Source organism: Dyadobacter chenwenxiniae (assembly GCF_022869785.1).
GTDB classification, from domain to species: Bacteria; Bacteroidota; Bacteroidia; order Cytophagales; family Spirosomataceae; genus Dyadobacter; species Dyadobacter chenwenxiniae.
This window is the reverse complement of the sequence record NZ_CP094997.1, coordinates 6,319,932-6,342,934: the sequence shown is the minus strand read 5'-3', so window position 1 is coordinate 6,342,934 and position 23,003 is coordinate 6,319,932. Positions and strand designations below refer to the sequence as shown.

Annotated in this window: 20 protein-coding genes; 9 read left to right on the top strand and 11 right to left on the bottom strand. The window is 45.5% G+C overall.

From position 1 onward, the window contains the following. Position 1 precedes the first annotated feature (1 nt). On the top strand, positions 2–268 hold the full coding sequence (locus tag MUK70_RS27180) for a T9SS type A sorting domain-containing protein (RefSeq protein ID WP_234656882.1): 267 nt from the start codon (positions 2–4) through the stop codon (positions 266–268). Between the two features lie 84 nt (positions 269–352). Here the strand turns inward: MUK70_RS27180 and MUK70_RS27175 are convergent, their stop codons facing one another. The 5 genes from MUK70_RS27175 to thrA all read right to left on the bottom strand — a co-directional run bounded on the left by MUK70_RS27175 (position 353) and on the right by thrA (position 6,156). After that, complete coding sequence (locus MUK70_RS27175) at positions 353–1,249, bottom strand: nucleotidyltransferase family protein (RefSeq protein WP_234656881.1); 897 nt, start codon at positions 1,247–1,249, stop codon at positions 353–355. Positions 1,250–1,372: 123 nt separating this feature from the next. After that, the gene (locus MUK70_RS27170; RefSeq protein WP_234608441.1) at positions 1,373–1,699 is read right to left on the bottom strand and encodes a HesB/IscA family protein; all 327 of its coding nucleotides are present in this window, start codon (positions 1,697–1,699) and stop codon (positions 1,373–1,375) included. Positions 1,700–1,758: 59 nt separating this feature from the next. Continuing rightward, complete coding sequence (locus MUK70_RS27165; RefSeq protein ID WP_234656880.1) at positions 1,759–2,688, bottom strand: phytanoyl-CoA dioxygenase family protein; 930 nt, start codon at positions 2,686–2,688, stop codon at positions 1,759–1,761. A gap of 63 nt (positions 2,689–2,751) precedes the next feature. Continuing rightward, the gene (locus MUK70_RS27160; RefSeq protein ID WP_234656879.1) at positions 2,752–3,681 is read right to left on the bottom strand and encodes a homoserine kinase; all 930 of its coding nucleotides are present in this window, start codon (positions 3,679–3,681) and stop codon (positions 2,752–2,754) included. 18 nt (positions 3,682–3,699) lie between these two features. Beyond that, positions 3,700–6,156: a bifunctional aspartate kinase/homoserine dehydrogenase I gene (gene thrA / locus MUK70_RS27155; RefSeq protein WP_234656878.1), complete on the bottom strand. Its 2,457-nt coding sequence runs from the start codon at positions 6,154–6,156 to the stop codon at positions 3,700–3,702. A 278-nt stretch (positions 6,157–6,434) separates the two neighbouring features. Between thrA and MUK70_RS27150 the strand changes: the two genes are divergently transcribed. Beyond that, positions 6,435–9,572: a SusC/RagA family TonB-linked outer membrane protein gene (locus tag MUK70_RS27150; protein WP_234656876.1), complete on the top strand. Its 3,138-nt coding sequence runs from the start codon at positions 6,435–6,437 to the stop codon at positions 9,570–9,572. 23 nt (positions 9,573–9,595) lie between these two features. Next, complete coding sequence (locus tag MUK70_RS27145) at positions 9,596–11,056, top strand: SusD/RagB family nutrient-binding outer membrane lipoprotein (RefSeq protein WP_234656874.1); 1,461 nt, start codon at positions 9,596–9,598, stop codon at positions 11,054–11,056. An 81-nt stretch (positions 11,057–11,137) separates the two neighbouring features. Here MUK70_RS27145 and MUK70_RS27140 read toward each other — a convergent pair whose 3' ends face one another. Then, the gene (locus MUK70_RS27140; protein ID WP_234656873.1) at positions 11,138–11,878 is read right to left on the bottom strand and encodes a hypothetical protein; all 741 of its coding nucleotides are present in this window, start codon (positions 11,876–11,878) and stop codon (positions 11,138–11,140) included. Between the two features lie 212 nt (positions 11,879–12,090). On the opposite strand from MUK70_RS27140, the gene MUK70_RS27135 reads away from it, so the two are divergent. Next, a complete protein-coding gene (locus MUK70_RS27135; RefSeq protein ID WP_234608432.1) occupies positions 12,091–12,336 on the top strand; it encodes a YrdB family protein in 246 nt (81 codons plus the stop codon). A 5-nt stretch (positions 12,337–12,341) separates the two neighbouring features. Here the strand turns inward: MUK70_RS27135 and MUK70_RS27130 are convergent, their stop codons facing one another. Then, positions 12,342–15,293, bottom strand: coding sequence for an FAD-binding and (Fe-S)-binding domain-containing protein (locus MUK70_RS27130; RefSeq protein ID WP_234656871.1), 2,952 nt, complete (start codon positions 15,291–15,293; stop codon positions 12,342–12,344). A gap of 121 nt (positions 15,294–15,414) precedes the next feature. Between MUK70_RS27130 and MUK70_RS27125 the strand changes: the two genes are divergently transcribed. The 3 genes from MUK70_RS27125 (at position 15,415) to MUK70_RS27115 (ending at position 17,941) form a co-directional block, all read left to right on the top strand. After that, a complete protein-coding gene (locus MUK70_RS27125) occupies positions 15,415–16,875 on the top strand; it encodes a thioredoxin domain-containing protein (protein ID WP_244784552.1) in 1,461 nt (486 codons plus the stop codon). A 389-nt stretch (positions 16,876–17,264) separates the two neighbouring features. Further along, positions 17,265–17,558, top strand: a complete 294-nt coding sequence (locus MUK70_RS27120) for a type II toxin-antitoxin system HigB family toxin (RefSeq protein ID WP_234656855.1) — start codon at positions 17,265–17,267, stop codon at positions 17,556–17,558. Next, positions 17,555–17,941, top strand: a complete 387-nt coding sequence (locus MUK70_RS27115) for a helix-turn-helix domain-containing protein (RefSeq protein WP_234656853.1) — start codon at positions 17,555–17,557, stop codon at positions 17,939–17,941. The genes MUK70_RS27120 and MUK70_RS27115 overlap by 4 nt, the downstream gene beginning before the upstream one ends. Positions 17,942–17,993: 52 nt before the next feature. Here the strand turns inward: MUK70_RS27115 and MUK70_RS27110 are convergent, their stop codons facing one another. Together MUK70_RS27110 and MUK70_RS27105 are read right to left on the bottom strand one after the other, a co-directional pair. After that, the gene (locus tag MUK70_RS27110) at positions 17,994–18,569 is read right to left on the bottom strand and encodes a DUF4136 domain-containing protein (RefSeq protein ID WP_234608427.1); all 576 of its coding nucleotides are present in this window, start codon (positions 18,567–18,569) and stop codon (positions 17,994–17,996) included. Between the two features lie 311 nt (positions 18,570–18,880). Then, the gene (locus tag MUK70_RS27105) at positions 18,881–20,248 is read right to left on the bottom strand and encodes a Gfo/Idh/MocA family protein (protein ID WP_234656852.1); all 1,368 of its coding nucleotides are present in this window, start codon (positions 20,246–20,248) and stop codon (positions 18,881–18,883) included. 143 nt (positions 20,249–20,391) lie between these two features. Here MUK70_RS27105 and MUK70_RS27100 point away from each other — a divergent pair, with 143 nt between their 5' ends. Together MUK70_RS27100 and MUK70_RS27095 are read left to right on the top strand one after the other, a co-directional pair. Next, the gene (locus tag MUK70_RS27100; RefSeq protein WP_234656850.1) at positions 20,392–20,847 is read left to right on the top strand and encodes a DUF6934 family protein; all 456 of its coding nucleotides are present in this window, start codon (positions 20,392–20,394) and stop codon (positions 20,845–20,847) included. Further along, entirely contained in the window at positions 20,844–20,999 is a 156-nt protein-coding gene (locus MUK70_RS27095) for a hypothetical protein (protein ID WP_234656849.1), read from the top strand. Before MUK70_RS27100 ends, MUK70_RS27095 begins: the two co-directional genes overlap by 4 nt. On the opposite strand, the gene MUK70_RS27090 is transcribed toward MUK70_RS27095, so the two are convergent. Further along, a complete protein-coding gene (locus MUK70_RS27090) occupies positions 21,000–21,935 on the bottom strand; it encodes a sugar ABC transporter substrate-binding protein (RefSeq protein ID WP_234656848.1) in 936 nt (311 codons plus the stop codon). A gap of 37 nt (positions 21,936–21,972) precedes the next feature. Beyond that, on the bottom strand, positions 21,973–22,920 hold the full coding sequence (locus tag MUK70_RS27085; protein ID WP_234656846.1) for an ABC transporter permease: 948 nt from the start codon (positions 22,918–22,920) through the stop codon (positions 21,973–21,975). Positions 22,921–23,003 lie beyond the last annotated feature (83 nt).

Sequence of the window (23,003 nt, the reverse complement as noted above, 5' to 3'; positions counted from 1 at the left end):
GGTGAAGCGGAAGGTGGAGGCTTCTGATCTTTTTAAAAATGAGAAAATTCTGGTCTATCCAAATCCTGGTACAGAAAAAATATTTATTGATACAAATAATCCAGACTCAATAAGCCATCTTCAGTTATTTACATTGAACGGCAAATCGATTTATAAAACAACAAAAAATAATATTGATGTGCGAGGCATTGAGTCTGGCATGCACATTCTGGTTATTAGCTATAAGGATGGCTCGCAAACTTCTCGTAAAGTCATGATAGGCAAGTAACAATAGATATAAGTTTGACAAAAGCAAAGACCTCAAATGAGGTCTTTTTCCATTGAAAGCTCTTTAAAATTTTCCAAAAACACCCTACCAAAGCTTCTCAGGATAAACCCCAGTCTCATGCAACGCACTAAGAGACGCCTGAACCGTCGGTTTATCTTCCGGGTAAGTCACGCCAAACCAGTCAGAAGCGATGCGGAAGACGCGGCAGTCGCCCATGCCATTTTTGATGATATGGGTCATGACGGTTGGGATGTAAAATTCGGCTTTTGGGGTGTTGATGTTCTCGCGCGCGTAAGTTTCGAACAGGTCTTTTGTGATGGGGAACATGCCTGGTTTGAAGCCCCAGAAGTTCATGGAAACGGGCGTTTCCGGTGCCAGTTCGGTTTTGACGTCGTTTTCCTCGAAATAGATTTTTCCGTCTTCTTCAAAAATTTTGGTGCGCTCAACCACCGATTCCAGGTTGTGATCAGCCCTTTCGACACAAATCCCGCGGGAAACAGTGCCGTTTTCGGATAATGTGCGTTTCAGCTCGTAACCGATCATTGCGTGCTGCTTATCATTGGTGTCGTTGGTCAGGAAGTCGGCCATGGTGGCGAAAGCGTCGTGACCATAAAAATCGTCGGCATTAATTACGGCAAATGGCGTTTCTGTCTTAGGCCATGCGCATAATGTTGCGTGTCCCGTCCCCCAGGGCTTTACGCGGTCAACCGTTCCCAGATCTTCCGGAACGTATGACTGAACGCCCTGAATAGCAAAGTCAAAATCAATCTTACCCTTCAACTTAGGAGCAAAAATAGCTTCCGCACTATCCTTAATTTCTTCCCGAACGATAAAAACTACTTTACCAAAACCGCTGCGAATCGCGTCATATAGTGAATAATCGATGATTGTTTCCCCGTTTGGGCCAAACTGGTCCAGCTGCTTGATGCCCCCGTAACGGCTACCGATGCCGGCAGCTAAAATCAAAAGAGTTGGTTTCATTCAAAATGTTTTAATGTGTATGTCTGCTACTTGAAGCGGCAAATTAAGCCCATTCAGGAATATAAAAAAACGCGTCCGGAGATTTCCGAACGCGTTTGAAAATAAAATATTTTAAGAATATCGTTATACAGCAAAACTTTCGCCGCAGCCGCAAGTGCGGGTTGCATTGGGATTCACGAATTGAAAGCCTTTACCATTTAACCCGTCCGAGAAATCAAGGACGGTCCCGGCCAGATAAAGAATGCTTTTCTTGTCGACAATGATTTTTACTCCCTTGTCTTCAAAAACCATGTCATTCGGGTTGGTTTCGGAATTGAATTCAAGATTATATGTCAAACCGGAACAGCCTCCTCCCAAAACGCCAACGCGGATTTGATAATCCTCCAAATGCCCGTCTGCTTTGCGAAGTTCAACAATTTTGTTTTTGGCGGTATCACTTACAGTAACCATGCTATTTCTAAGTTTTGTATTCGTCAATATTTAACGTCTGAAACAAATAATAAAGTTCACTAACCCTTCAGAGTTCTTTTCAACTTTCTTAATGAGTCTTCGAGCTGGTTTTTGTAGTCGGTCAATTGACTCAACCCGGTTCTTCCCATAATCGGTTTGTTAAGATATTTATTTTCAACCACTTCCCCTGTAAGTATGTTTACCGGCCGGCGCATATACATCTTTTCAATCGGCAGATCCGACCATAACGGGGAGTAATACATGCAATCTTTGAAATAATAATGCGTCACCTGACTATGCCTGCTCGCCCCCTCGCGCAGGATGGGTTCTCCGCCGTGGAAAAGCGTCGCCGACCAGATCAACGCCTGCCCTTTCCTAACTTTGAAAACCTCCTTTTTCTGACCGGTTGCGATCATTAATTTTTGCACAAAATTCTCATATTCAACGTACTGAACATAACTTCCCGCATCCTGCGCTCCGGAAAGGCCAATATCCGCCATGTTAAAGAATGGCAATTTCTGACTCCCGGGATAGTAATGCAACGGTCCGTTCGACTCATCGATATCTTCCAAAGCCACCCAAACGCCACACATAAACCGCTCAGGAATGGACGAAAAATGAATTGCATCACTATGCGTTTTTTGCTGCGAGCCGACTTGAAAATTAAGGGTTTGGAAAGGGAAAGGTTCTCTGCGATACAAGATCCGCAGCATATCAAGGATCTTTGGACAGCCTGCCACTTCCCGCACGAGTGGTGTAATGTTCCAGGCATCCTGGATTCTGGGTGAAGTATAATGTGGTTTTAAAAGCTCAACAATCCTGTCAAACGTGCTTTCAGGCAGTTCGGTGTCCAGGATCAGGTAACCCTTTTCCGCATAGTCTTTGACGAGCTGCTTTGTGTCTTCATCAAGTGCAGACTGTTCAATTTCTTGTTCAAAGAACGGGGAATCGATCCAGGGCTGGTTCATTGGGTAAACCTTTGTATCCATAGTAAGATTTTAAAGTGTTGCTTTCTGACATTACGTCCCTGAAAATAAGCACTTTGCAAATCATTACAATATGGCAGCACCGTTTTTATTTATTGCAGAAACGTGCATGCTGGATTCAATTCCTGCATCGGCAAATTTTTGCTGCATCGCCACGCCGGCACTTTCCGCATTAGCCTTTCCTTTGCTAAGTGCAAACATAGACGGACCCGAGCCTGAAATGCTGCAACCCAATGCTCCGTTCGCAATCGCAGCCTGTTTTACTTCTTTAAATTCCGGGATTAAAATAGACCTTACCGGTTCGATAATCACGTCAACCATAGACCTGCCGATGAGGTCGTAATCGGCTTTCATCAAACCAGCAACCAGCCCGGCAACATTGCCCATTTGAGCGATCGTGTTTTTCAGGGAAACTTCGTTGCGCAAGATGAAACGTGCGTCTTTTGTATTAATCTCAATATCCGGGTGAACCAGTGTGCAATACAAGTCATCCGGAATTGGAATTGTGAAAATATCCAGCGGATTATAACTGCGTATCACGACGAAACCACCCAAAAGCGAAGGTCCAACATTATCCGCATGCGCCGATCCGGAAGCGATTTTCTCACCTTCCATGGCAAAAGGAAGCAATTCCTGACGGGTTAAAGGGTTACCCAGCAACTCGTTCATTGCCACAACTCCCGCCACCGCGCTCGCGGCACTGGAACCCATTCCACTCCCTAACGGCATATTTTTGTGCAAAACCACCTCGGCTCCGAAGTCCTTAATGCCCAGATGTTTCAATAAATGCAGCATAACAACGGTCACTGCATTTTTTTCAGCATTGCGTGGCAACCGGCCTTCGTCCCCTGTAATTTCTGTTATAACAACGCCAGGCTCATCCCGTTTTTTAATTTCCACAACATCGCCCGGCGCCTCAATAGCGAAACCGAAAATATCAAATCCACAGGCAACATTAGCCACCGTAGCCGGCGCAAAAGCTTTTATTGAATTCACTATAAATGATTGTTTTGCTTACCCCAAATAACTACTAATACTCATGATATCCGCGAAGACGCCGGAGGCAGTCACCTCGGCGCCGGCTCCCGGGCCTTTGATGACAAGCGGGCGATCTTTGTAACGTTCTGTTGTGAAGGAGACAATATTATCGCTTCCTGATAATGTATAAAAAGGATGCTGGGCATCAACGGTTTTCAGCTCAATGCTTGCTTTTCCATTTTCCAATGTGGCGATAAAGCGCAGTTTTTCCTGCTTAGCCTCGGCTGCTGCTTGCATGCTTGCGAAGAAGCCGTCGGAGATTTCCAATTCCTGGAAAAATGCTTCCACGGTGGGTGCATTCAGGCAATTGCCTGGTAAAATGGCTTTGATCGTAATTTCATCGGCTTCCAGTTGCACGCCGACTTCACGCGCGAGGATCAATATTTTACGCCCTACGTCTGCTCCGCTCAGATCTTCGCGGGGATCTGGCTCTGTAAAACCTTTTACTTTCGCTTCCCTAACCACGTCCGCAAAACGGATTCCGGGTCCGAAATTATTGAAAATGTAAGACAGCGTCCCGGAAAGGATCGCCTCGATTTTCAGGAACTTATCGCCACTGGCCATCAGCCCTTGAATGGTGTTTATGATTGGTAAGCCTGCCCCCACATTGGTTTCGTATAAGAACTTAACCCCGCGCTGCAACGCGGTCCGCTGTAACGAAACATATTCCGAGTAAGAACCCGAATTGGCAACCTTGTTAGGCGTCACGACAGAAATGCTGGCGTCCAGCAACATATGATAATACTGCACAATGTCCTTATCCGATGTACAATCCACAAAAACGCTGTTGGGCAAATTGAGCTCGATCATGCGCTGCACAAACGCAGGCAAGCTTGTTTTCACGCCTTCGTCCATCACGCGATCACGCCAGTTGTCTGGCTGAATCCCATCCGGATCAAGCAGCATTTTTTTTGTGTTGGTCAAACCCGCTATGTTCAGGTTCAGTAATTTTTCTTCTCTTAAGTATTTTGTCTGATTTTTGATCTGGTTCAGCAAAGTGCCGCCGATCAAGCCCATTCCTACAATAAATAAGTTAAGCGAACGTGTTTCTGATTGAAAAAACACGCCGTGAATGGCATTAAGCGCTTTGGAAAGGTCACCTTTCGCAATTACTACGGATATGTTCAGCTCGGAAGATCCTTGCGCCGTCGCAACAACATTAATCCCGTTTTTACCCAAAACAGAAAACAGCTTACCGGAAACACCCGTGCTCTTTTTCATGCCTTCACCAACAATCGCGATGATGGAAAGACTTTTTTCGATGGCAATGCTATCGATATGCCCCAATGAAATCTCAGTCGCAAACTCCTTTTCAAGAACTTCCGTCGCACGCTGTGCATTTTTTGGATCAATTGAAAAACAAATCGAATGTTCGGAAGATGCCTGGGAAATCAGAATTACGCTGATGGCATTGTTGGAAAGTGCTGTAAAAAGCCTTCCGGAAATCCCGGCAACGCCTATCATGCCACTTCCCTGAATGTTCACTAGAGCAATCTCGTCGATAGAGGAAATCCCGGTGATCGCATAGTCCTTACCGTTAGCGGCTTTTTGAACATAGGTTCCTTCAAAATCAACATTGAATGTATTCAGGACTTTCAAAGTAATATTCTTTGCAAAGGCAGGCTGCAAACTCGGCGGATAGATCACTTTCGCGCCGAAATGGGAAAGCTCCATCGCTTCCGAATAAGATATAGAGGGAATGGTGAACGCATTGGCCACTTTGCGCGGATCTGCGGTCATCATGCCGTCTACGTCTGTCCATATTTCAATGGAATCGGCATCCAAAGCTGCTGCAATGATCGAGGCTGTATAGTCGGAACCGCCACGGCCCAATGTGGTCGTTACGCCTTCCGCTGTGGAAGCTATAAAGCCCGTTACGCATTGCAAAGCGGATGTTTTGGCAAAGTATTCGAGGATCTGACGATTTGTGATCTCAAAATTCACATCGCCCATTCCGTAAGTCGCATTGGTATGAATGATCTGGCGGGCATCACAAAATTCGGCTGCTATGCCTTTGCTTTTCAGTATTTCGGTGATAACCAATGTGGATAGGCGCTCGCCGAAGCTCATGATCAGGTCCAGCGTCCTTTCCGAAAGCTCCTTAATCCAGGAAACACCTCTTAATATATCTTCCAGCTCATTGAAAATTCCCCTAATGGCCGCAAATGTGCTGCTTTGATTCTTCACAGGAATCAGCCCTCTTACCACTGCAAAGTGCCTTTCCTCAACCACTTTCAGAAATTCCAAATACTCTGGATTTCCGGCAGCAGCCATTTTACCGATCTCGATCAACCGGTTCGTAACACCGCCCATAGCCGAAAAAACGACCGCGATGCGCTCCCCTTCCGCCAGGTTTTTTTCAAGGATACTTATTACTGTTTTAATGCTGTCAACCGAACCGACAGAGGTGCCGCCAAATTTAAGAACCTTCATTTAAAGCTATATTCGAATATGCAGATGATCAATTGGTTCGCCGTCATCGGGTTTGAACCGAATGCAAATATAACAATTCGGACGCCCTATACTTCAAAGATTAGTAGCCATATAAACATCCATTTGAAAAATATAATGTTTCAAATAAATTCATTTAATGTTAGTAATATTTTATCAAAAGATTTTTATCTAAATTTTTATTGTGCGAATTTAAGTTTCACTAGAATATAATTCGGTGCAACAATTACCTAACTAGTTCACTCCTTAAAAATTCAATTATGAGAAAAGTCTTTACTTTGGGCTTTCTGTCGATGCTATTGCTGCTCACGGGCGCGGGTTTCGCACAGGACCTGAACATCAAGGGCAAGGTTCAGTCTGACGACGGGAACCTTCCGGGTGCCAGCATCCTCATCAAAGGCACCAGCCGGGGCAGCACAACCGATGCGAACGGCGAGTTTACCATCAGCGCCCCTTCCGGCGCAACCCTCGTAGTCTCTTTTATCGGCTACAAAACATTAGAGCTGCCCGTCGGCAACAAAACAACACTGGACATTACGCTTGAACAGGACGCTACGCAATTCAGCGAGATTGTGGTCACGGCCCTGGGTATAGCCCGCGAGAAGAAAGCGCTGGGTTATTCTGTGCAGGAAGTGAGCGGAAAAACGCTTACGCAAGCGCGTGAAACCAACCTTGTTAACTCACTTTCGGGACGGCTTGCGGGTGTACAGGTGACCAATTCCAATGGTGCGCCGGGATCGTCTTCCCGGATGATCATCCGCGGCGCCAGCTCGATAGGAAGCAATAATCAGCCTCTGTTCGTTGTAGACGGCGTTCCAGTGGATAACAGCAACTTCGGCTCGGGAACGGGCGTGGATTATGGCAATGCTGCGGCATCCATTAACCCGGACGATGTGGAATCGATCAACGTCTTGAAAGGGCCCAGTGCAGCAGCACTTTACGGTTCACGCGGCGCCAATGGTGTGGTTTTGATCACGACCAAAAGCGGAAAGGGAACAAAGGGCATTGGTGTGTCATTTAACACAAATACTGCATTTGAGAGCCCATTCAGGCTTCCAGAATGGCAGAATGAATATGGCCAGGGTGCAGCCGGCCAGTTTTCTTATGTGGATGGAAAAGGCGGCGGAAAAGGCGATGGTGTGGATGAAAGCTGGGGCCCTAGACTGGACGGCAGATTGTTGCCCCAGTTCGATTCGCCCATTGCGGCAGACGGCACAAGAACGCCGACGCCGTGGATCGCGCATCCTGATAATGTGGACAAATTCTTCGAAACCGGCAAAACATATACGAATAGCGTTGCCGTCACAGGTGGAAACGAAACAGCCGATTTCCGTTTATCCTTTACCAATCTCAGCCAAACAGGAATTTTACCCAATACAGATTATAAACGCCGCACGGTTTCTCTGAACGTTGGCTGGAACCTGACCAAAAAACTGAGCGTAAGGGCAACAGGGAATTACATTAAGGACGGCAGCGACAACCGGAACAACTTCGGGCTTTACTTCATCTGGTTCGGTCGCCAGGTGGATATGGATAAATTGACAGCTTACAAAAAGCCCGGCAGCATTTACCAGAACAACTGGAATGACAACTATTGGACGAATCCTTACTATCTGCTGAACGAGAGCACAAGGGCCAACGAGAAAGACCGACTGTACGGAAATTTCTCCGCAACATATAAGTTTACAGACTGGCTAACATTAACAGGCAGAACGGGAACGGATTTCTATGAAGACCGCCGCAAAACCAAAACGGCAGCGCGCCAGGCAGTAATCGGAACTTCCAACTTGTTCGATGCTTATAATGAAGAGCAGATTTTCGTTCGCGAATCCAACTCAGATTTCCTTTTGAATGCGACGCGTAAATTCGGTGAGTTTGACATTACTGCCAACATTGGCGGCAACCACAGAACCAACTACGCGCAACGCAACTACATGGGCGCGACGGAACTAGCCATTCCGAGAGTTTACAACTTCGGTAACTCTCGTCAGAAGCTGGTTGGGGAAAATAGTTTTATCAAGAAAACCGTAAACAGCCTTTACGCCTCTGCTAACCTTGGTTTCAGGAATTATCTTTTCGTAGATCTTACCGCGCGAAACGACTGGTCGAGCACATTGCCTTCTGATAACCGCTCTTACTTCTATCCTTCCGCGGCTGTGAGTGCGATCATTACGGATATGTTCAATGTAAGATCTTCTGTGCTTTCCTTTGCCAAAATCAGGGCGGGCGTCGCGCAGGTTGGTAACGATACGGACCCGTATCGCCTCGTGAGCACTTACAAATACGAAAATGCCTGGGGAAGCACGCCGAGCTTGTCCGAAAACAATGCCATGCTGAATGCGAACCTGAAACCGGAAATTACTTCTTCTTACGAGATTGGAACGGACATCAGATTATGGCAAAACCGCGTGGGCATTGATGTGACTTATTACAGCAAAGTATCAAAAAACCAGATTCTTGATGTGAACATTTCCAATGCAACAGGTTTTTTATCCAAACTTTTAAATGCAGGAAAAATCAAAAACTCGGGTATGGAAATTCAGCTTACAGCAACGCCAGTTAAGCTGAATAATTTTCAGTGGGACATTGGTTTGAACTGGGCCAAAAACAAAAACAAGGTGCTTTCACTGGACGGCGGCCTTACAACTTACCAGCTCAATACAAGTTACAACTCGCTTACGCAAGCAACCACCACAAGCTCATTCCGTGGCCTTTCTGTTGAAGCGCGCGTAGGGCAACCATATGGAACATTCTTCGGAAAAGGCTTTTTACGCGCTCCGGACGGACAGATCGTTTACGACGCACAGGGATATCCGATGATCAATCCGGTGAGCCGTGTTTTGGGGAGTTTTACGCCGGACTGGATCGGTGGCATTTCCAACACATTTACTTACAAAGGATTCTCTTTGAGCACATTGATTGATGTAAAATCTGGCGGGGACATTTTCTCCCAATCGATCAACATTGGTCGTTATACGGGGGTTTTGAAAGAAACAACATTTGGTCGCGAAGAAGGGGTTATTGGTGCCGGGGTTGTTAATAAGGGAACTGCTGCTGCTCCCGAATATGTGCCAAACGAAAAGAGGATTTCGTCGGAAGAATATCATCACAAATATTATCTGCTGACCAACAACGAGAACACCATTTTCGACGCGAGTTATGTGAAGCTGCGCGAAGTAAAATTGACTTATATGATTTCCGGCAAAGTTTTCAACAAACTGCCTTTCCGCGACATCGCTGTTTCTATTGTAGGACGTAACCTTGCTTTGCTGAAAAGCAACCTGCCCCACATCGATCCTGAAACCAGCTATTACAACGACGGTAACCTGCAAGGCATAGAAAACGGTCAGATCCCAACTACGAAAACGATGGGGTTCAACATCAGCTTTAACTTATAAGACATTCTGTTAATCGAAATGATATGAAAAAGAATATAAACGCATTCATTTTTAAAGGGCTTCTTTCTGCAACATTGCTGGGATTTGCGAGCTGCACGGGTGATTTTGAGGAGATTAATACAAATAATAACAGTGCAGCTTCCGGCACCGCGGATTTGTTTTTGCCTCACGGGATCCAGAGTGCCGTGGACATTTACTGGGGTGGTGCACTCGGAATGGATGTTGGCGATGGCTTTTCGCAGCACTGGGCGCGCATTCAGTATACCGACATTGATCAATATACGGTTTCAAGTGATGTATACACTGCTGGCTGGCAAGGGCTTTACATTGAATCCCTGGCTGATTATCAGCGCATTGACAAGATTGGTCAGGAAACTAACAACGTAAATTACCAGTCCGTAGCTATCATTATGCGTTCGTGGGTGTTCTCGCTGCTTACCGATATTTATGGTGACATTCCTTACAAAGATGCCTTGCAAGGCCTGGAAGGCACATTACTTCCCAAATACGATGCGCAAAAAGATGTGTACGCCGGGTTGATTGCAGAGCTGAAAACGGCAGGCGAAGCCATTAATGCAACGGACAAAAGCGTTGCAATCAGTGGTGATATCCTGTTTGGCAATGACCTTATGAAGTGGAAAAAATTTGCAAACACATTGAGCCTGCGGATTTTGAGCCGCATGATCGACAAAACGGACGCGCCGCTTGATGTAAAAGCAGAGGTTACACGGATTTTGAGTGATCCGGCTAAATATCCGGTCATTGGAACAGTGACAGAAAACATTCAGCTGAATTACCTGGACGTTACCAACAACCAGAATCCGGTGAATGTGAACCGCAAAACCCGTGACGATCACCGGGTAAGCGCAACATTGGTCAACAAACTGAAAGCGCTGGGTGATGTTCGATTGCCTGTTTACGCCAACCTTTCCACGCTTGAACCGGCTTATGTAGGTGTTCCAAACGGGCTTTCTTCTTCCGAAGCCGGTAAGCTGGGACTGGAAAACACTTCACGCGTTGGCGCCTATTTCATTGCTCCTACTGCTCCGGGTGTAATCATGAGCTACGCAGAGTTGCTGTTTTTGAAAGCTGAATTTGCTTACAAAGGCATTGCGGCTGCCGGCGATGTTGAAAAAAACTATACAGATGCCATCACTGCATCCCACGCGCAATACAAGCTGACTGTTGCGCCGGCATATCTGACGGCCAATGCATTAAAAGCAGGCGCAGCTGGTTACACGCAGATTATGGAGCAAAAATGGATCGCGCTTTACGGCCAGGGACTCGAAGCGTGGACGGAATATCGCAGAACGGGAATTCCCGCATTGCAGCCACCGGTTTTGAATACAAACCAGAATGTCATTCCTACCCGCATGCCCTACCCGGGTTCCGAGGAGTCGTTGAACTATGAAAACTTCGCAGCCGCTTTGGCCAGCCAGGGTGGGAAGAATGACATGAAACTGAAACTTTGGTTCGCCAAATAAGTGCCGAGTGGTTGAGGGTAAAACAGAAACGGGTCAGATGCGTGCGGCATCGGACCCGTTTCTGTTATGATGTTATAGCTGTTAAAACGCAAAGCCAAAGCCTGCACCCACATTCACCACACCAATAAAGCGCTTTTCGCTTACTTGTTCAGAAAAATCGAAAGAACCACGAACGGCCCGAATGGTAACATCCTTAATTTCCGCTTCCGCGCCTATCACGTCTCCACTCAATTGAAAAAACAATGCACCTGATAATGGTAAGCGCAAACTGGCCCCACCGGCAAGCCCGAAAGCAGAAGTCGATGCCTTTTTAAGGCTGACATTGATCGGGGCCCCGCCTGCTTCCGAGGTTCCTACCAGGTCAACAGTTGGAGAATTTGCCCAGACTTTCCCCGCTTGGGCATGGAGTTCCAGCTGCACCCTATTCATGTTAATGTACAATGCCGGGCCGACCATTAGTGCATTGAGCTTCCAATTGGAAACCTTGCTCTGCCATGTAAAGGACTCATTCAAAATCTGTGCGTAGCTATTGGCTTTGTCCAAAATCGGCTGGGAGTTGGTCTTGTTAATGTTCATACTTCCCGAAGCCCGCAGACCGATCCAGCGTGCAACCCGAAAATCGTAATTGGCTTGTCCAAAATAACCCGAACCGGTTAAACCAGCGAATGGATCATCCAGTTTTTCCCGGGCAAGTTCTCCTACCGGTAAGCTGTATCCACCTGTTACGGAAAAAAAACTGCGTGTGTTCTGAGCGTTGCTTTCGAAACTGAATAATAGGATTAATGCAATAAGGGATGTAAAGTAATTGAAGGAAATTTTCATAGAGATGGCTGAATATTGTAATAAAGTCTTTGTTTGAGTATCTATTTTTCAACTAAGTTAACATCAAACATACCTGTTTTATTACATTTTTTACAAATGACTTTGATTGGGGAAATTTTATCAACACAATGTTATATAAAACCCTTCAAATCGCTTTTTAACGCTTTGGTACAACTTTGGTAATTGCCAGTGCAAACTAAATCATTGAACCAATGGACAGCCGAGAAACTGACGACCAAGCCAGAGCAACCAAGAATACGAAAAATGTCTGGAAATGGGTATTAGGAGTGGGAATTGTGTTGATGGCAATCGCTTTTTGGGGTGGATTTTTTAACCACAACGAGAATTTTAAAGAATCAGAAACCCCTTCATCACAGGAAACAGGGGCAGCCGGAGCAGCAGCTGCTGACAGTGTTGCATCGGACACCATTATGGAAAATGTGCGCAAAACCGAATAGTAACGCTATCTGACGAGCGCGTCCCATAAAATTTCGGCAGGATGTTGTGAACGACGTCCTGTTCCGTCTTTTATTTGATGACGGCAACTGGTCCCGGCAGCGGCCACCAACACTTCATCCGGTTGCTGGCGGACAGTTGGAAACAGCACAAGCTCTCCGATTTGCATAGAAACGGCGTAATGTTCTTCTTCATAACCAAAGGAGCCAGCCATGCCACAGCAACCCGAAGGAATCAGCTGAACCTGATAATTTTCAGGAAGCGACAATGCTTTTTTAGAAGCAGATAATGTAGACAATGCTTTTTGATGACAGTGCCCGTGCAACTTGATCAGTTGCTTTTTTTGTGTAAAAACATTCTTGTTAATCCGTTTTGCGTCGATTTCGCGTGCGATGAATTCCTCAAAAAGCAATGCATTTTCCGAGATCTTCACGGCATCTTCTCGCTGCTCGGCGGGAACGAGATCAATGTATTCGTCTCGGAATGAAAGGATTGCGGATGGCTCGATGCCAATCAAGGGTGTATCATAAGTGATCAGATCTTTCAGCTGCGCTACATTTTTAATGGCCAGTTGCTGCGCTTCTTTTACAAAGCCTTTGGAAAGATAAGAACGACCTGATTCATCATGTTTTGGAATAATCACTTCATAACCAATTGCTTCCAGCAACTCAACGGCCTTTTTCCCAACTTCTACATCGTTATAATTTGTAAATTCATCACAGAACAAATAAACCTTCCGGACATTGCCCTGATTAGACCCCGGTCTTTTTTTCCACCATTTTTCCAATGTCTCTGCATGCAAATGCGGCATGGAACGCTCCGGGTGAAAACCAACCATTTTATTGGCAATTCTCCGGAGGGACGGCGTTCCAAATACGCTGTTGAATGCCCACGGCGCGATTGAGGCCAACTTCATTTGTTTGGAAAAATTGGCGATCAGCTTGCTTCGCATGGGGATGCCGTGCGTTTCATAATAGTGCTGCGTAAATTCTGCCTTCATCTTACCCACGTCCACACTCGAAGGACATTCAGACTTGCAGCCTTTGCACGAAAGACAAAGATCCAGCACTTCTTTTACCATGTCTTGCGTCACCGCGATCTGTTCTTTTTTATTACCTGGTGTCAGATATTGTCTCAGAATGTTGGCACGTGCGCGTGTCGTATCACGCTCCCGCCGGGTTGCCATGTAACTCGGGCACATGGTGCCGCCGGTGAGTTCCGTTTTGCGGCAATCGCCTGATCCACTGCATTTTTCAGCCAAACGAAGCATCCCTTCCTGCTTGGAAAAATCAAAAATCGTCTTGATTTCGGGCTGCGGCTTATCCTGCTCATAGCGCAGGAACTCGTTCATCGGCGGCGTATCTACGATTTTATTGGCATTGAAAATTCCTTCGGGATCCCAGATGCGTTTCACCTGCCGGAACATTTCATACACTTCGCTGCCCATCATATAAGGGATGAACTCGCCCCTTAACCGCCCGTCGCCATGCTCTCCCGAAAGTGAGCCTTTGTATTTTTTTACCAATGTCGCCGTATTAGCCAAAACCTGTCGAAAAAGCTGTTTTCCCGATTCAGTTTTGAGATTAATCATGGGTTCCACATGCAATTCGCCAGCACCGGCGTGTGCATAATACGAAGCATGCAAGCCGTGGTTTTTCAAGAGAATTTCCAATTCAGCAATGTATTCCGGTAAATCTTCCACTGCAACGGCGCAATCTTCGATCAAGTTAACCGGCTGCGTATCGCCCGGCAGGTTTCTTATCAAACCCAAGCCCGCCTTTCTGATGTCCCAAGCCTTATTTGCATCCTCGCCGAATAAAAGCGGATAGGCATAACCGAGGTTTTCGGCTTTGAGTGCTACAATAAGTTGTGTGGCTTGCACTTCCACTTCTGCATTGTTATTTCCCCAAAACTCCACCAGTAACATAGCCGCAGGATCACCTTGCATGAAGAACCTGTTTTGCGAATAGACGGTGTGATTTTTGGTAAAATCCATGATATAGCGATCCACAAGCTCGGAAGCTTTTGGATTAAACTGCATAGCAACGCGGTTCGCATGCAACGATTCGGCGAGCGAGTCGGCATGAACGCAAACCACGCCGACCGAGGCGGGAGGCGCATCCACCAATGCCAGTTTTGCCTCTGTAACGAAGCATAATGTTCCTTCCGAGCCTGCAATCAGGTTACAGAGATTGATTTCATTCTTTTCAAAACCCCTGACCAACGCGTCCAGCGCATAACCCGAATTTCTGCGCGTCACCGTGGGTTTGGCAAATTGCTTTCTGATCAATTCCTGATCAACAGGATTGGAAACCAATCCCATCATGCCTGCCAGTATAGCCTGTTCTCGCTTGCTTTTTGCCTTTTTGCCTGCGATAATGTTGGTAAAATCGGAAACCGACTGGTTATTAAATGTCGTTTCCGATCCATCCGACAGTAACGCTTTCACTTCCAGCAAATGGTCCCTGGTTGCTCCCCAGGTGATCGAATGCAGTCCGCAGGAATTATTTCCGATCATCCCACCAATCATTGCGCGGCTCGCCGTGGAAGTTTCGGGCCCAAAAAGTAGGCCATATTGTGCTAAATGCTTGTTCAGATCATCGCGGATCACACCTGGCTGCACGCGCACCCACTTTTCCGCCGCATTTACTTCGATTATTTTCCCAAAATGTTTTGAAATATCGACGACTATCCCGCTTCCGACAACCTGTCCTGCCAGCGACGTGCCAGCTGCGCGGGGAATGAGCGTTACTTTATTTTTCGCTGCAAATTCAATCAGGTTGCGAATATCTTGCACCGTTCGTGGTAAAGCCACAGCCAAAGGCATTTCCTGGTAAACAGAAGCGTCCGTCGCATAGATGGACTTTTGGGCCGCATGCAATGTTGAATTATCAAAATAAAGCTCCCCTTCAAACCGGGAACGGAGGTCATTGAATTGAAGAATTGATACGCGGCTCATTCTGAAAATTGGAATTAAGAAGCTAAGTTAAAAGATGTACAGGGCAAATGCCGCACGATCTTACGTATATTGGCACACTTTTTACACTTGAAAAGTGACCTCAAAACTTATTATACACAAAATGAAAAAAGTAACGCTACTGATTTTATTATTTACCAGCGTATTGGTAAAAGCCCAAAATACTGCCACTATAACGCTCACTAACTCAAAACAAGGCCCTGTAACCGTAACATTGGTTCAGGAAGATGTTCACTTTCACCCCAATCTGGGCATCGGGCTTGCCGATGTAAAATTGGAACCCGTCGCCTCAACTGATTTTAAAGATAAAACTACCGAAAAAGCCATTATCCAATTGCCTGAACCCAGAATGATGCGTCTGCAATATGGGGGCGGAAGTGTAAATAAAACCTGGATGCTGTTTATACAACCCGGCGATGACCTTCTTAGCGTTGCATTTGCAGATAATGGGGATGTAACATTCACAGGGAAAAATGCCAATTATCAGACTTTCCTGAAAAACTATTTTCTTGAAAATCAATTCCAATATTTACCCGTATTCGGCTACAAGCCATCGCAGATTGACAACAAAAGTGTTGTGCAACAGAGCGATAGCTTAGAAAAAGCGCGTTTGGACGCTTTTGGTAAGTTTAAGGCGGCAAATCCGGTGGTTCCCGGATTTGAAGCTTATGTTTTGGCTACAACAGCGACTGAGCCTTCCTTAATGAGACGTTTGATCCAGGAAAAAATCATGCGTGGCAATCGTGTTACCAAGCTGGACGACGCGCAACGCAAAGAGCTTGAAGAAGTTACATTGGCGGATTTCAAAATCATGTCGGATGAAGCCTTGCTGAGCCAGTCGTATCGCGATGAGCTGCGAAACTGGGCATTAATTCCTTCAACGCGCAAGTTTCCCCTGGTTTCTGAATCAAGATATGAGATCAGCCCGGAAGCATTGAAAGATGTTTACGCTTTTAGCAAAGAAAAATTGGGCGCATATCCAAAACAGAAAGAATATCTGCTGACTTACTGGCTTAATTATGCCGCTACCGCCATCCCGACGATTGAAACGAGCAAGGCGCTTTTGGAAGACTACAAAACCACTTTCCCGCAGTCGCCGCATATTGAATACATTTCAAAACTGATCACAACCAAAGAATCGCTGCAACCAGGCGCAGCGCTCGCTGATGTCACGTTGTTGAATGTCGACAGCTCGGCAGTAACCGTTTCCTCGCTTACCGGCAAACCCGTTTGCATGGTCTTTTCATTCAGCATTGGCCAGCACGAGCCTGGAATGAAAGCTTTGGAAGATAAACTGGGTGACAAGGCAACATTCGTTTATGTTTCGGTTGCACCTGGGATTCCGTTCGGAACCTGGAAGCAGTATGCAAAGGACAGGCCGAATGCCAGGCACCTTTGGGCTTCTGACGAGAACATTGAGATTTTGAAAGAAAAATACGCAATTGACATTCGTTACCCGTTTTTGGTAACGGACGCATCGGGAAAGATTGTTAATCGCTGGATCCCGCAGGAGTTTCCTGATAACAAGACTCTGGCTGCCGAACTGGGCAAAACGGCGCGTTAATAAATCGCAGAGCGATGAAATGCTAATGACGACCCGGTTTTGTGACTACACAGAATCCCAGAGGGATGAAACATTGGTAGCAACAGAATTTCAATGATATTTCGATCCCGGAGGGATGAAACAGCATGCGTGTTGTTTCATCCCTCCGGGATTTTTCTTGTTATGGATGTCGGTTTGCTACCATATTGTATCCCTCTGGGATTGGGTGTTGATAGATCCTTCCCGCGCCAGATAGCCACGATACTTTCCGCCGGGTTGTTCCCAAATGTTTCCAGAATTGGCTTCTAGTTTCTCCCAAAAATATTGTTGGATCGACAGCAACATTCATATATGGAAAAGTTGCCATAATGACAACTTTTCCATATTTTTGTAAAAAAACACACACATTAATGAATGTCATCAGCTTCAAGAAAATAAGAGATTTTTATACTACACATCCCGATTCCAAAGCTTATCTGACTTGCTGGCCTAAAACAGTTAAAAAGGCGGAATGGAAAGATTTCAATGCATTAAAAGTTGATTTCAGGAGTGCGGATCTAGTAATGGACAACAGATTAATATTTAACATTAAGGGCAATCATTATCGCTTGATTGCCCGAATAAATTTTGAGCATAAAAGGATTATGATCAAATGGATTGGAACACATGCTGAATACGATAAAATAGACGCAGCTATGATATGAGAGATATAGATATGGAGCTTAAATTAATAGAAACGGAGGAAGAATATGACAATGCGATTGCCCGCATCGACTTAATATTTGATGCTCCGAAAGGCAGTAAAGAAGCCAAAGAGCTTGATCTTCTGGTTTTGCTTGTCAACAAATACGAGCAGGAAAATCATCCCATTGAAGAGCCTGACCCGATAGAATATATTAAGATAAGGATGGAAGAAATGGGGCTCAAAGCAATTGATCTTGTGCCTTATATGGGCAACAAAGGCAATGTTTCGCGGGTCCTTAACCGTAAAAGGGGTTTATCTATTGAAATGATTAGAAATCTTCATACGGGATTGGGCTTTCCACTAGATGTTCTGGTTTCTGAGCCCAAACTAACGACAGTATAATAATGCAAAAAGCAGCGAATCCGCTGCTTCTTGCATTATTAATCTTTAACTATTAATTCCTGCTGTAAGTATCCAGCGTAGCTTGTGGGAAGGTTTTAAGAATATCCGTCATGGTGTTTTTAACCATGGTTTCGCGGTCTTCTTTTTTAGTAGGCGCTTTCACTTTGCCGGAAGCCCATCCCTGCCAAACCATCCGGTCGCTGTTTTTCTGATAAATGTTCAGGATAAAACGGCTTTCCTGATAGTTATAGGTCGAAATGTTGTTTCCGCCGCCATACCACCACATATAAGGCGAGTACATGTTGTTGGAACGCACTTGCTGACGTTCTTTTACATCCGTCATGAACCTTACAATGATGTCGGGATTTTTGGTATCCATTTTATACCCTTTGGCCTCCATCACCTCTACAACTGCATCCCCCAGCCTTCTTCTGTTCAACTCACTTCCCAAAAGCGGGTCCTGCTCCATATTGTGCTCGGCTTCCACTTTAAAGGTTTTAAATTGTTTCAAATTCACAGAAGAATCGTAATCGTAACTTGTTTGCAACGCCTGGCTGCATCCCATCATCAAGAGCCCCGCAACGACCACCGCAGCGGTGGACTTCATCAACTTCACTATGGTTTTCATATGTGTTTGAACGTTTAGTTATTGTATTAATCTGACAGTTTCCGAGGGCAAAAGTTTAATTGTTCGGACAACAATATCATATAAACTATAAACAAATATTTTTGGTATATAAGTTTAAAAAAAACATTTTATTAATGCCCTTAATTGCATCAGGGACAAGGTTTTCGAGTTATGCAAACGTTTGCACGAGTGCCCTCTAAATGGAGACAAGAATCATTCAGAAATGGTTGTAAAATAAAAAAAGCGCCCGGGGTTTAACCGGACGCGACGCACTGGGAATTTATAGGGACCACAAACTTTTTTTGCAGGGGCTAAACTTTCTTGTAATCCGGATGTTTGTAGGGATCTCGATATGGGCGGGCCAAAAGCGCATTTGCCTCTCTATCACCCACAATTTTGCGTTTTACCGGGTCATAAACAATGGGTCGCCCTGTTTTCATGGAAAGATTTGCAAGAATGCAGCTTGCTGTGGATATGTGACCTTCCTCAATGTCGGCAACAGGCTTGCTGCTGTTATCGATCGCACTTAAAAAGTCGAGCATATGCAGTCGGGTTGCCGGTGCCGCATTAAGCTCAATCGCTTTTTCCGTCACATCTTCCGGATATTTTTCTTTTTCAAAAACCACATCTTTATGGATTTTTTCGCCTTTTCCTTGCGGAATAAAGTCATAAGCCATTGTGCTTGCCCAGAGCGTTCCCTTTTCTCCGTAAAGCGTAAATGACCAGGGGTAATCAGGATTGTTAGGCGTTCCCCAGGTGCGGTGCTGCCAAACGCAATTCAGTTCATCATATTCAAAAATAGCAGATTGTGTATCTGAAATATTGGATTTACCTTCCTTCTGAACGTAAATCCCGCCTGTTGAACTGATCTTTTTCGGCCAACCCAATTTCAGCATCCAGCGCACGGTGTCCAACATATGCACGCACATATCGCCCGTTACACCATTTCCATATTCCATGAAAGTGCGCCACCAGCGAACGTGCGGCAGCCCGTCGTAAGGACGTAATGGCGCAGGTCCGGTCCATTTTTCATAATCCAAAAAATCAGGAACTGCTTCAACAGGCGGATTACCATTGTTGCGCATATGAAAATAGCAGCACATTTCGACATGCGAAATTTTGCCCAGCAAGCCAGCATCGACAATGTTCTTTTTCGCATCGATCAAATGCGGTGTGCTTTTGCGCTGCGTTCCTACCTGAACGACTTTGTTGTATTTGCGGGCAGCGGCCACCATGGCCTCCCCTTCCATAACATCCACGCTGATCGGCTTCTGCACATACACATGCGCACCCGCTTTCACCGCATCAATCATTTGCAATGCGTGCCAATGATCCGGCGTGCCGATGAGGACAATGTCCATTTCATTCTCCGCCAGCATTTTTTGATAGTCGCCATAAAGCTTCGGCGTCTTACCCGACTTCTGGCGCTGACTGACTAGCTTCCCTGCCTCATTCAACTGATTTTTATCAACATCACAAAGCGCAAGCACTTCAACCGGAGCCACTTGTATCAATCTGAACAAATCACTTTTACCATACCATCCGGTGCCAATAAGCCCTACGCGGAGCGTTTTTGCAGGATTGATAAGGTCCATCCCCCTCGCCCCGAATGTAGAAAGCGCAAGTGCCGCCGTAGCGCCATGTATAAAACTCCGGCGATTGATATTGAAACTGTTCATTGAATAATTGATTGGTTAAGGACTAGCTCAGTTGAAATTAAAAGAGATTTTAAAGGCAGGTTTACTTTCAGCAAATATTTTTATTTGATATGAGTGACTTCTGTTTTGCGTCTACGTCTAAATGGCGGGAAAAACAATGCAATATGAAAACAGAATATTACGACTATAAAGCAAGTGAAAATTGTTTACTGTTTGATTTTGAAAGTGTTAGCGAATTTAAGTCTATCCGAAAACTCATTATTTATACGCCCAGTGACAAAGTATCTAATATGTATAACTTAGCCTTATGCGATATTTTAAGCAACGGAGAAAGCTGCGATCGAAATATTAGCAATAATCTTGACATGGGAAAAGTCATTGCCACCGTCGTAAACAGCATGATCACATTCTGTAAAGCGTATCCAAATTCATCCATTTACATTACCGGAAGCACACCTGCCAGAACGCGACTTTACAATATTATTATAAGCAAAGAACTTTTAGAAGCGAGAAGAATTTTCGAAATTTATGGCTTGAAAGAAATGAAACGAGAGCTTTTCATTCCAAATCGAAAATACGATGCATTTTTATTCACATACTTAAACGACAAAATCAAATGAATCCGACAGCAAGAGCGAAAAGGACCAAATTTAGAGAAGAACGGATATATGCTTCCGTTGAAGAATTTGTTCAAATGAAAAATGAACTTGCCCGTAAACAGCTAGAAGGCGTAGATTTAAGTTTTCTTAACGAAAGGAAAAAGCCGGAGTAATCACTTCAAATACTCCCCCACATTCTCCTTGGTCACCAGCTGAAAAGGAATCAAAACCTGCTTTTCAAACTTCTCTTTCTTAGCAGCCTTAACCGCGGTTTCTATCGCCTTACCGCCTTGTTCCTGTGCATTCTGGAAAATTGTAGCGTTTAGGGTTCCTTTTTTAACAGATTGCAATGCGTCCGGGATGGCGTCTACGCTTACTACTATCACCCTGTCTTTCAATCCTGCGGCTTCAAGCGCTTTAACTGCTCCCATGCCCATTTCGTCATTGTGTGCGAAGACGGCGTTGATTTTTGCACCGTAGGACTGGATCCAGTTTTCCATTAATGACATGGCTTTTGCCCGGTCCCATTCACCGGTTTGCTCGGCAAGGAGCTGCATGCCTGGATTGGCTTTCAGGATTTCCTTTGCTCCATTGTCCCGCTTGATTTGTGCAGCCTGGCCCATAAATCCGTGCATGATGAGCACATTTCCTTTGCCGCCCAGTTTTTCAGCCAGATATTCCATCGCAATCCGGGCAGACTCCGTATCATCAGAACCTACGAATGCAGTTGGTTTTGCGGAAGTCTCGGAGTTGACATTGATGATTGGAATGTTGGCATCCATTGCCAGCTTGACCGCAGGCGAACTTGCTTCAACTTCGCACGGGTTCATGATAATGGCATCCACGCCTTGCGCAATGAAGCTTTCGACTTGCTCCACCTGCTTTAAAGCAGAGCGCTCGGCGTCCACGGTGATGAGTTCAATGCCTAATTCCTTTGCCTTGGCATTCATTTCATCGCTGACATTAACAATGAATTCATTTTGCATACTCAGCATGGTGGCGCCTACGACCAGCTTTTTACCCGATCCGTCATCCCCGCCTTCGCTTTTTTGAGATTGGTTGCAGCCTGCAATGGCCAACGTTAATGCGGTCAGTAGGAAATATTTCATTGAATGCGCCATGCTATTTTGATTCCGTTTTCAAAAACTAATGATCTTTTTTACCCATGCTGTCCAGCACAACCGCCCCAATAATGATAATGCCCATCACAACCTGCTGATAATACGAAGTCACATTCAGCAGATCCAGACTATTGCTGATCACACCAATAAGCAATGCGCCGATCAACGTTCCGGTCATGGTGCCGGTGCCGCCGGATGTGCTGGTGCCGCCGATGATTGCAGCGGCAATGGCGTCCAACTCAAAGCCTGCGCCGGCGTTGGGCTGACCGGTTGTGATTCTGGAAGTGAGCAATATTCCGCCAACAGCAGAAAGCAGTCCACAAAGCGTATATACCCACATTTTTACATTACTCACATTGATTCCGGATGCCCGCGCGGCCTGCTCGTTACCGCCCACCGCGTACATGTAGCGACCAAGGACGGTTTTATTTAGAATAACAGAACAAACAATGAATGCGATAATGAGAATAATGATGGGAAAAGGAATTCCAAAAACATTGCCGCCACCAATAAAATTGAAAGTGTCTGACAAATTGGAAACTGGTCTGCCTTTACTTAAAATCAATGCAAGCCCGCGACCGATGGTCATAGTTCCGAGTGTTACAATGAACGGCGGCACTTTACTTTTGATGATTACAAACCCGTTGAAAGCACCGAAGAGCACGCCAGCCGCTAAACCCGTCAGCAACGGCACCAGCAGCGGATAAGTATCCGGATGCGCAAACATGGCGGCTGTAACACCCGCAACGGCAACCATGGAACCAAGCGAAAGATCAATTCCGCCGGTGATAATGACAAAAGTGACGCCAAATGCCAGCAACGCATTAATGGAAACCTGCGTGCCAATGATCATCAGGTTCGGAACCGTAAAAAACCTAGGGGTGCTCAATGCTAGTGCAATGCATATCAATGCAAAAGCGAGGAAAATACCGTATTGATTAAGTGCCTTGAATCGGGAGGAAGAATTATTCATTTTTAGCTGTCAGCGATCGGCTTTCGGCTATCGCTGTATTTTTAGTTTAAATTGAACAAAGCTGAAAGCTGACTGCCGACAGC

Excerpts from the sequence above, each read along its gene's own strand:
- MUK70_RS27175 (WP_234656881.1), bottom strand. The coding sequence starts at position 1,249 with ATGAAACCAACTCTTTTGATTTTAGCTGCCGGCATCGGTAGCCGTTAC.
- MUK70_RS27170 (WP_234608441.1), bottom strand. The coding sequence starts at position 1,699 with ATGGTTACTGTAAGTGATACCGCCAAAAACAAAATTGTTGAACTTCGC.
- MUK70_RS27165 (WP_234656880.1), bottom strand. The coding sequence starts at position 2,688 with ATGGATACAAAGGTTTACCCAATGAACCAGCCCTGGATCGATTCCCCG.
- thrA (WP_234656878.1), bottom strand. The coding sequence starts at position 6,156 with ATGAAGGTTCTTAAATTTGGCGGCACCTCTGTCGGTTCGGTTGACAGC.
- MUK70_RS27150 (WP_234656876.1), top strand. The coding sequence starts at position 6,435 with ATGAGAAAAGTCTTTACTTTGGGCTTTCTGTCGATGCTATTGCTGCTC.
- MUK70_RS27145 (WP_234656874.1), top strand. The coding sequence starts at position 9,596 with ATGAAAAAGAATATAAACGCATTCATTTTTAAAGGGCTTCTTTCTGCA.
- MUK70_RS27140 (WP_234656873.1), bottom strand. The coding sequence starts at position 11,878 with ATGAAAATTTCCTTCAATTACTTTACATCCCTTATTGCATTAATCCTA.
- MUK70_RS27135 (WP_234608432.1), top strand. The coding sequence starts at position 12,091 with ATGGACAGCCGAGAAACTGACGACCAAGCCAGAGCAACCAAGAATACG.
- MUK70_RS27130 (WP_234656871.1), bottom strand. The coding sequence starts at position 15,293 with ATGAGCCGCGTATCAATTCTTCAATTCAATGACCTCCGTTCCCGGTTT.
- MUK70_RS27125 (WP_244784552.1), top strand. The coding sequence starts at position 15,415 with ATGAAAAAAGTAACGCTACTGATTTTATTATTTACCAGCGTATTGGTA.
- MUK70_RS27120 (WP_234656855.1), top strand. The coding sequence starts at position 17,265 with ATGAATGTCATCAGCTTCAAGAAAATAAGAGATTTTTATACTACACAT.
- MUK70_RS27115 (WP_234656853.1), top strand. The coding sequence starts at position 17,555 with ATGAGAGATATAGATATGGAGCTTAAATTAATAGAAACGGAGGAAGAA.
- MUK70_RS27110 (WP_234608427.1), bottom strand. The coding sequence starts at position 18,569 with ATGAAAACCATAGTGAAGTTGATGAAGTCCACCGCTGCGGTGGTCGTT.
- MUK70_RS27105 (WP_234656852.1), bottom strand. The coding sequence starts at position 20,248 with ATGAACAGTTTCAATATCAATCGCCGGAGTTTTATACATGGCGCTACG.
- MUK70_RS27100 (WP_234656850.1), top strand. The coding sequence starts at position 20,392 with ATGAAAACAGAATATTACGACTATAAAGCAAGTGAAAATTGTTTACTG.
- MUK70_RS27095 (WP_234656849.1), top strand. The coding sequence starts at position 20,844 with ATGAATCCGACAGCAAGAGCGAAAAGGACCAAATTTAGAGAAGAACGG.
- MUK70_RS27090 (WP_234656848.1), bottom strand. The coding sequence starts at position 21,935 with ATGAAATATTTCCTACTGACCGCATTAACGTTGGCCATTGCAGGCTGC.
- MUK70_RS27085 (WP_234656846.1), bottom strand. The coding sequence starts at position 22,920 with ATGAATAATTCTTCCTCCCGATTCAAGGCACTTAATCAATACGGTATT.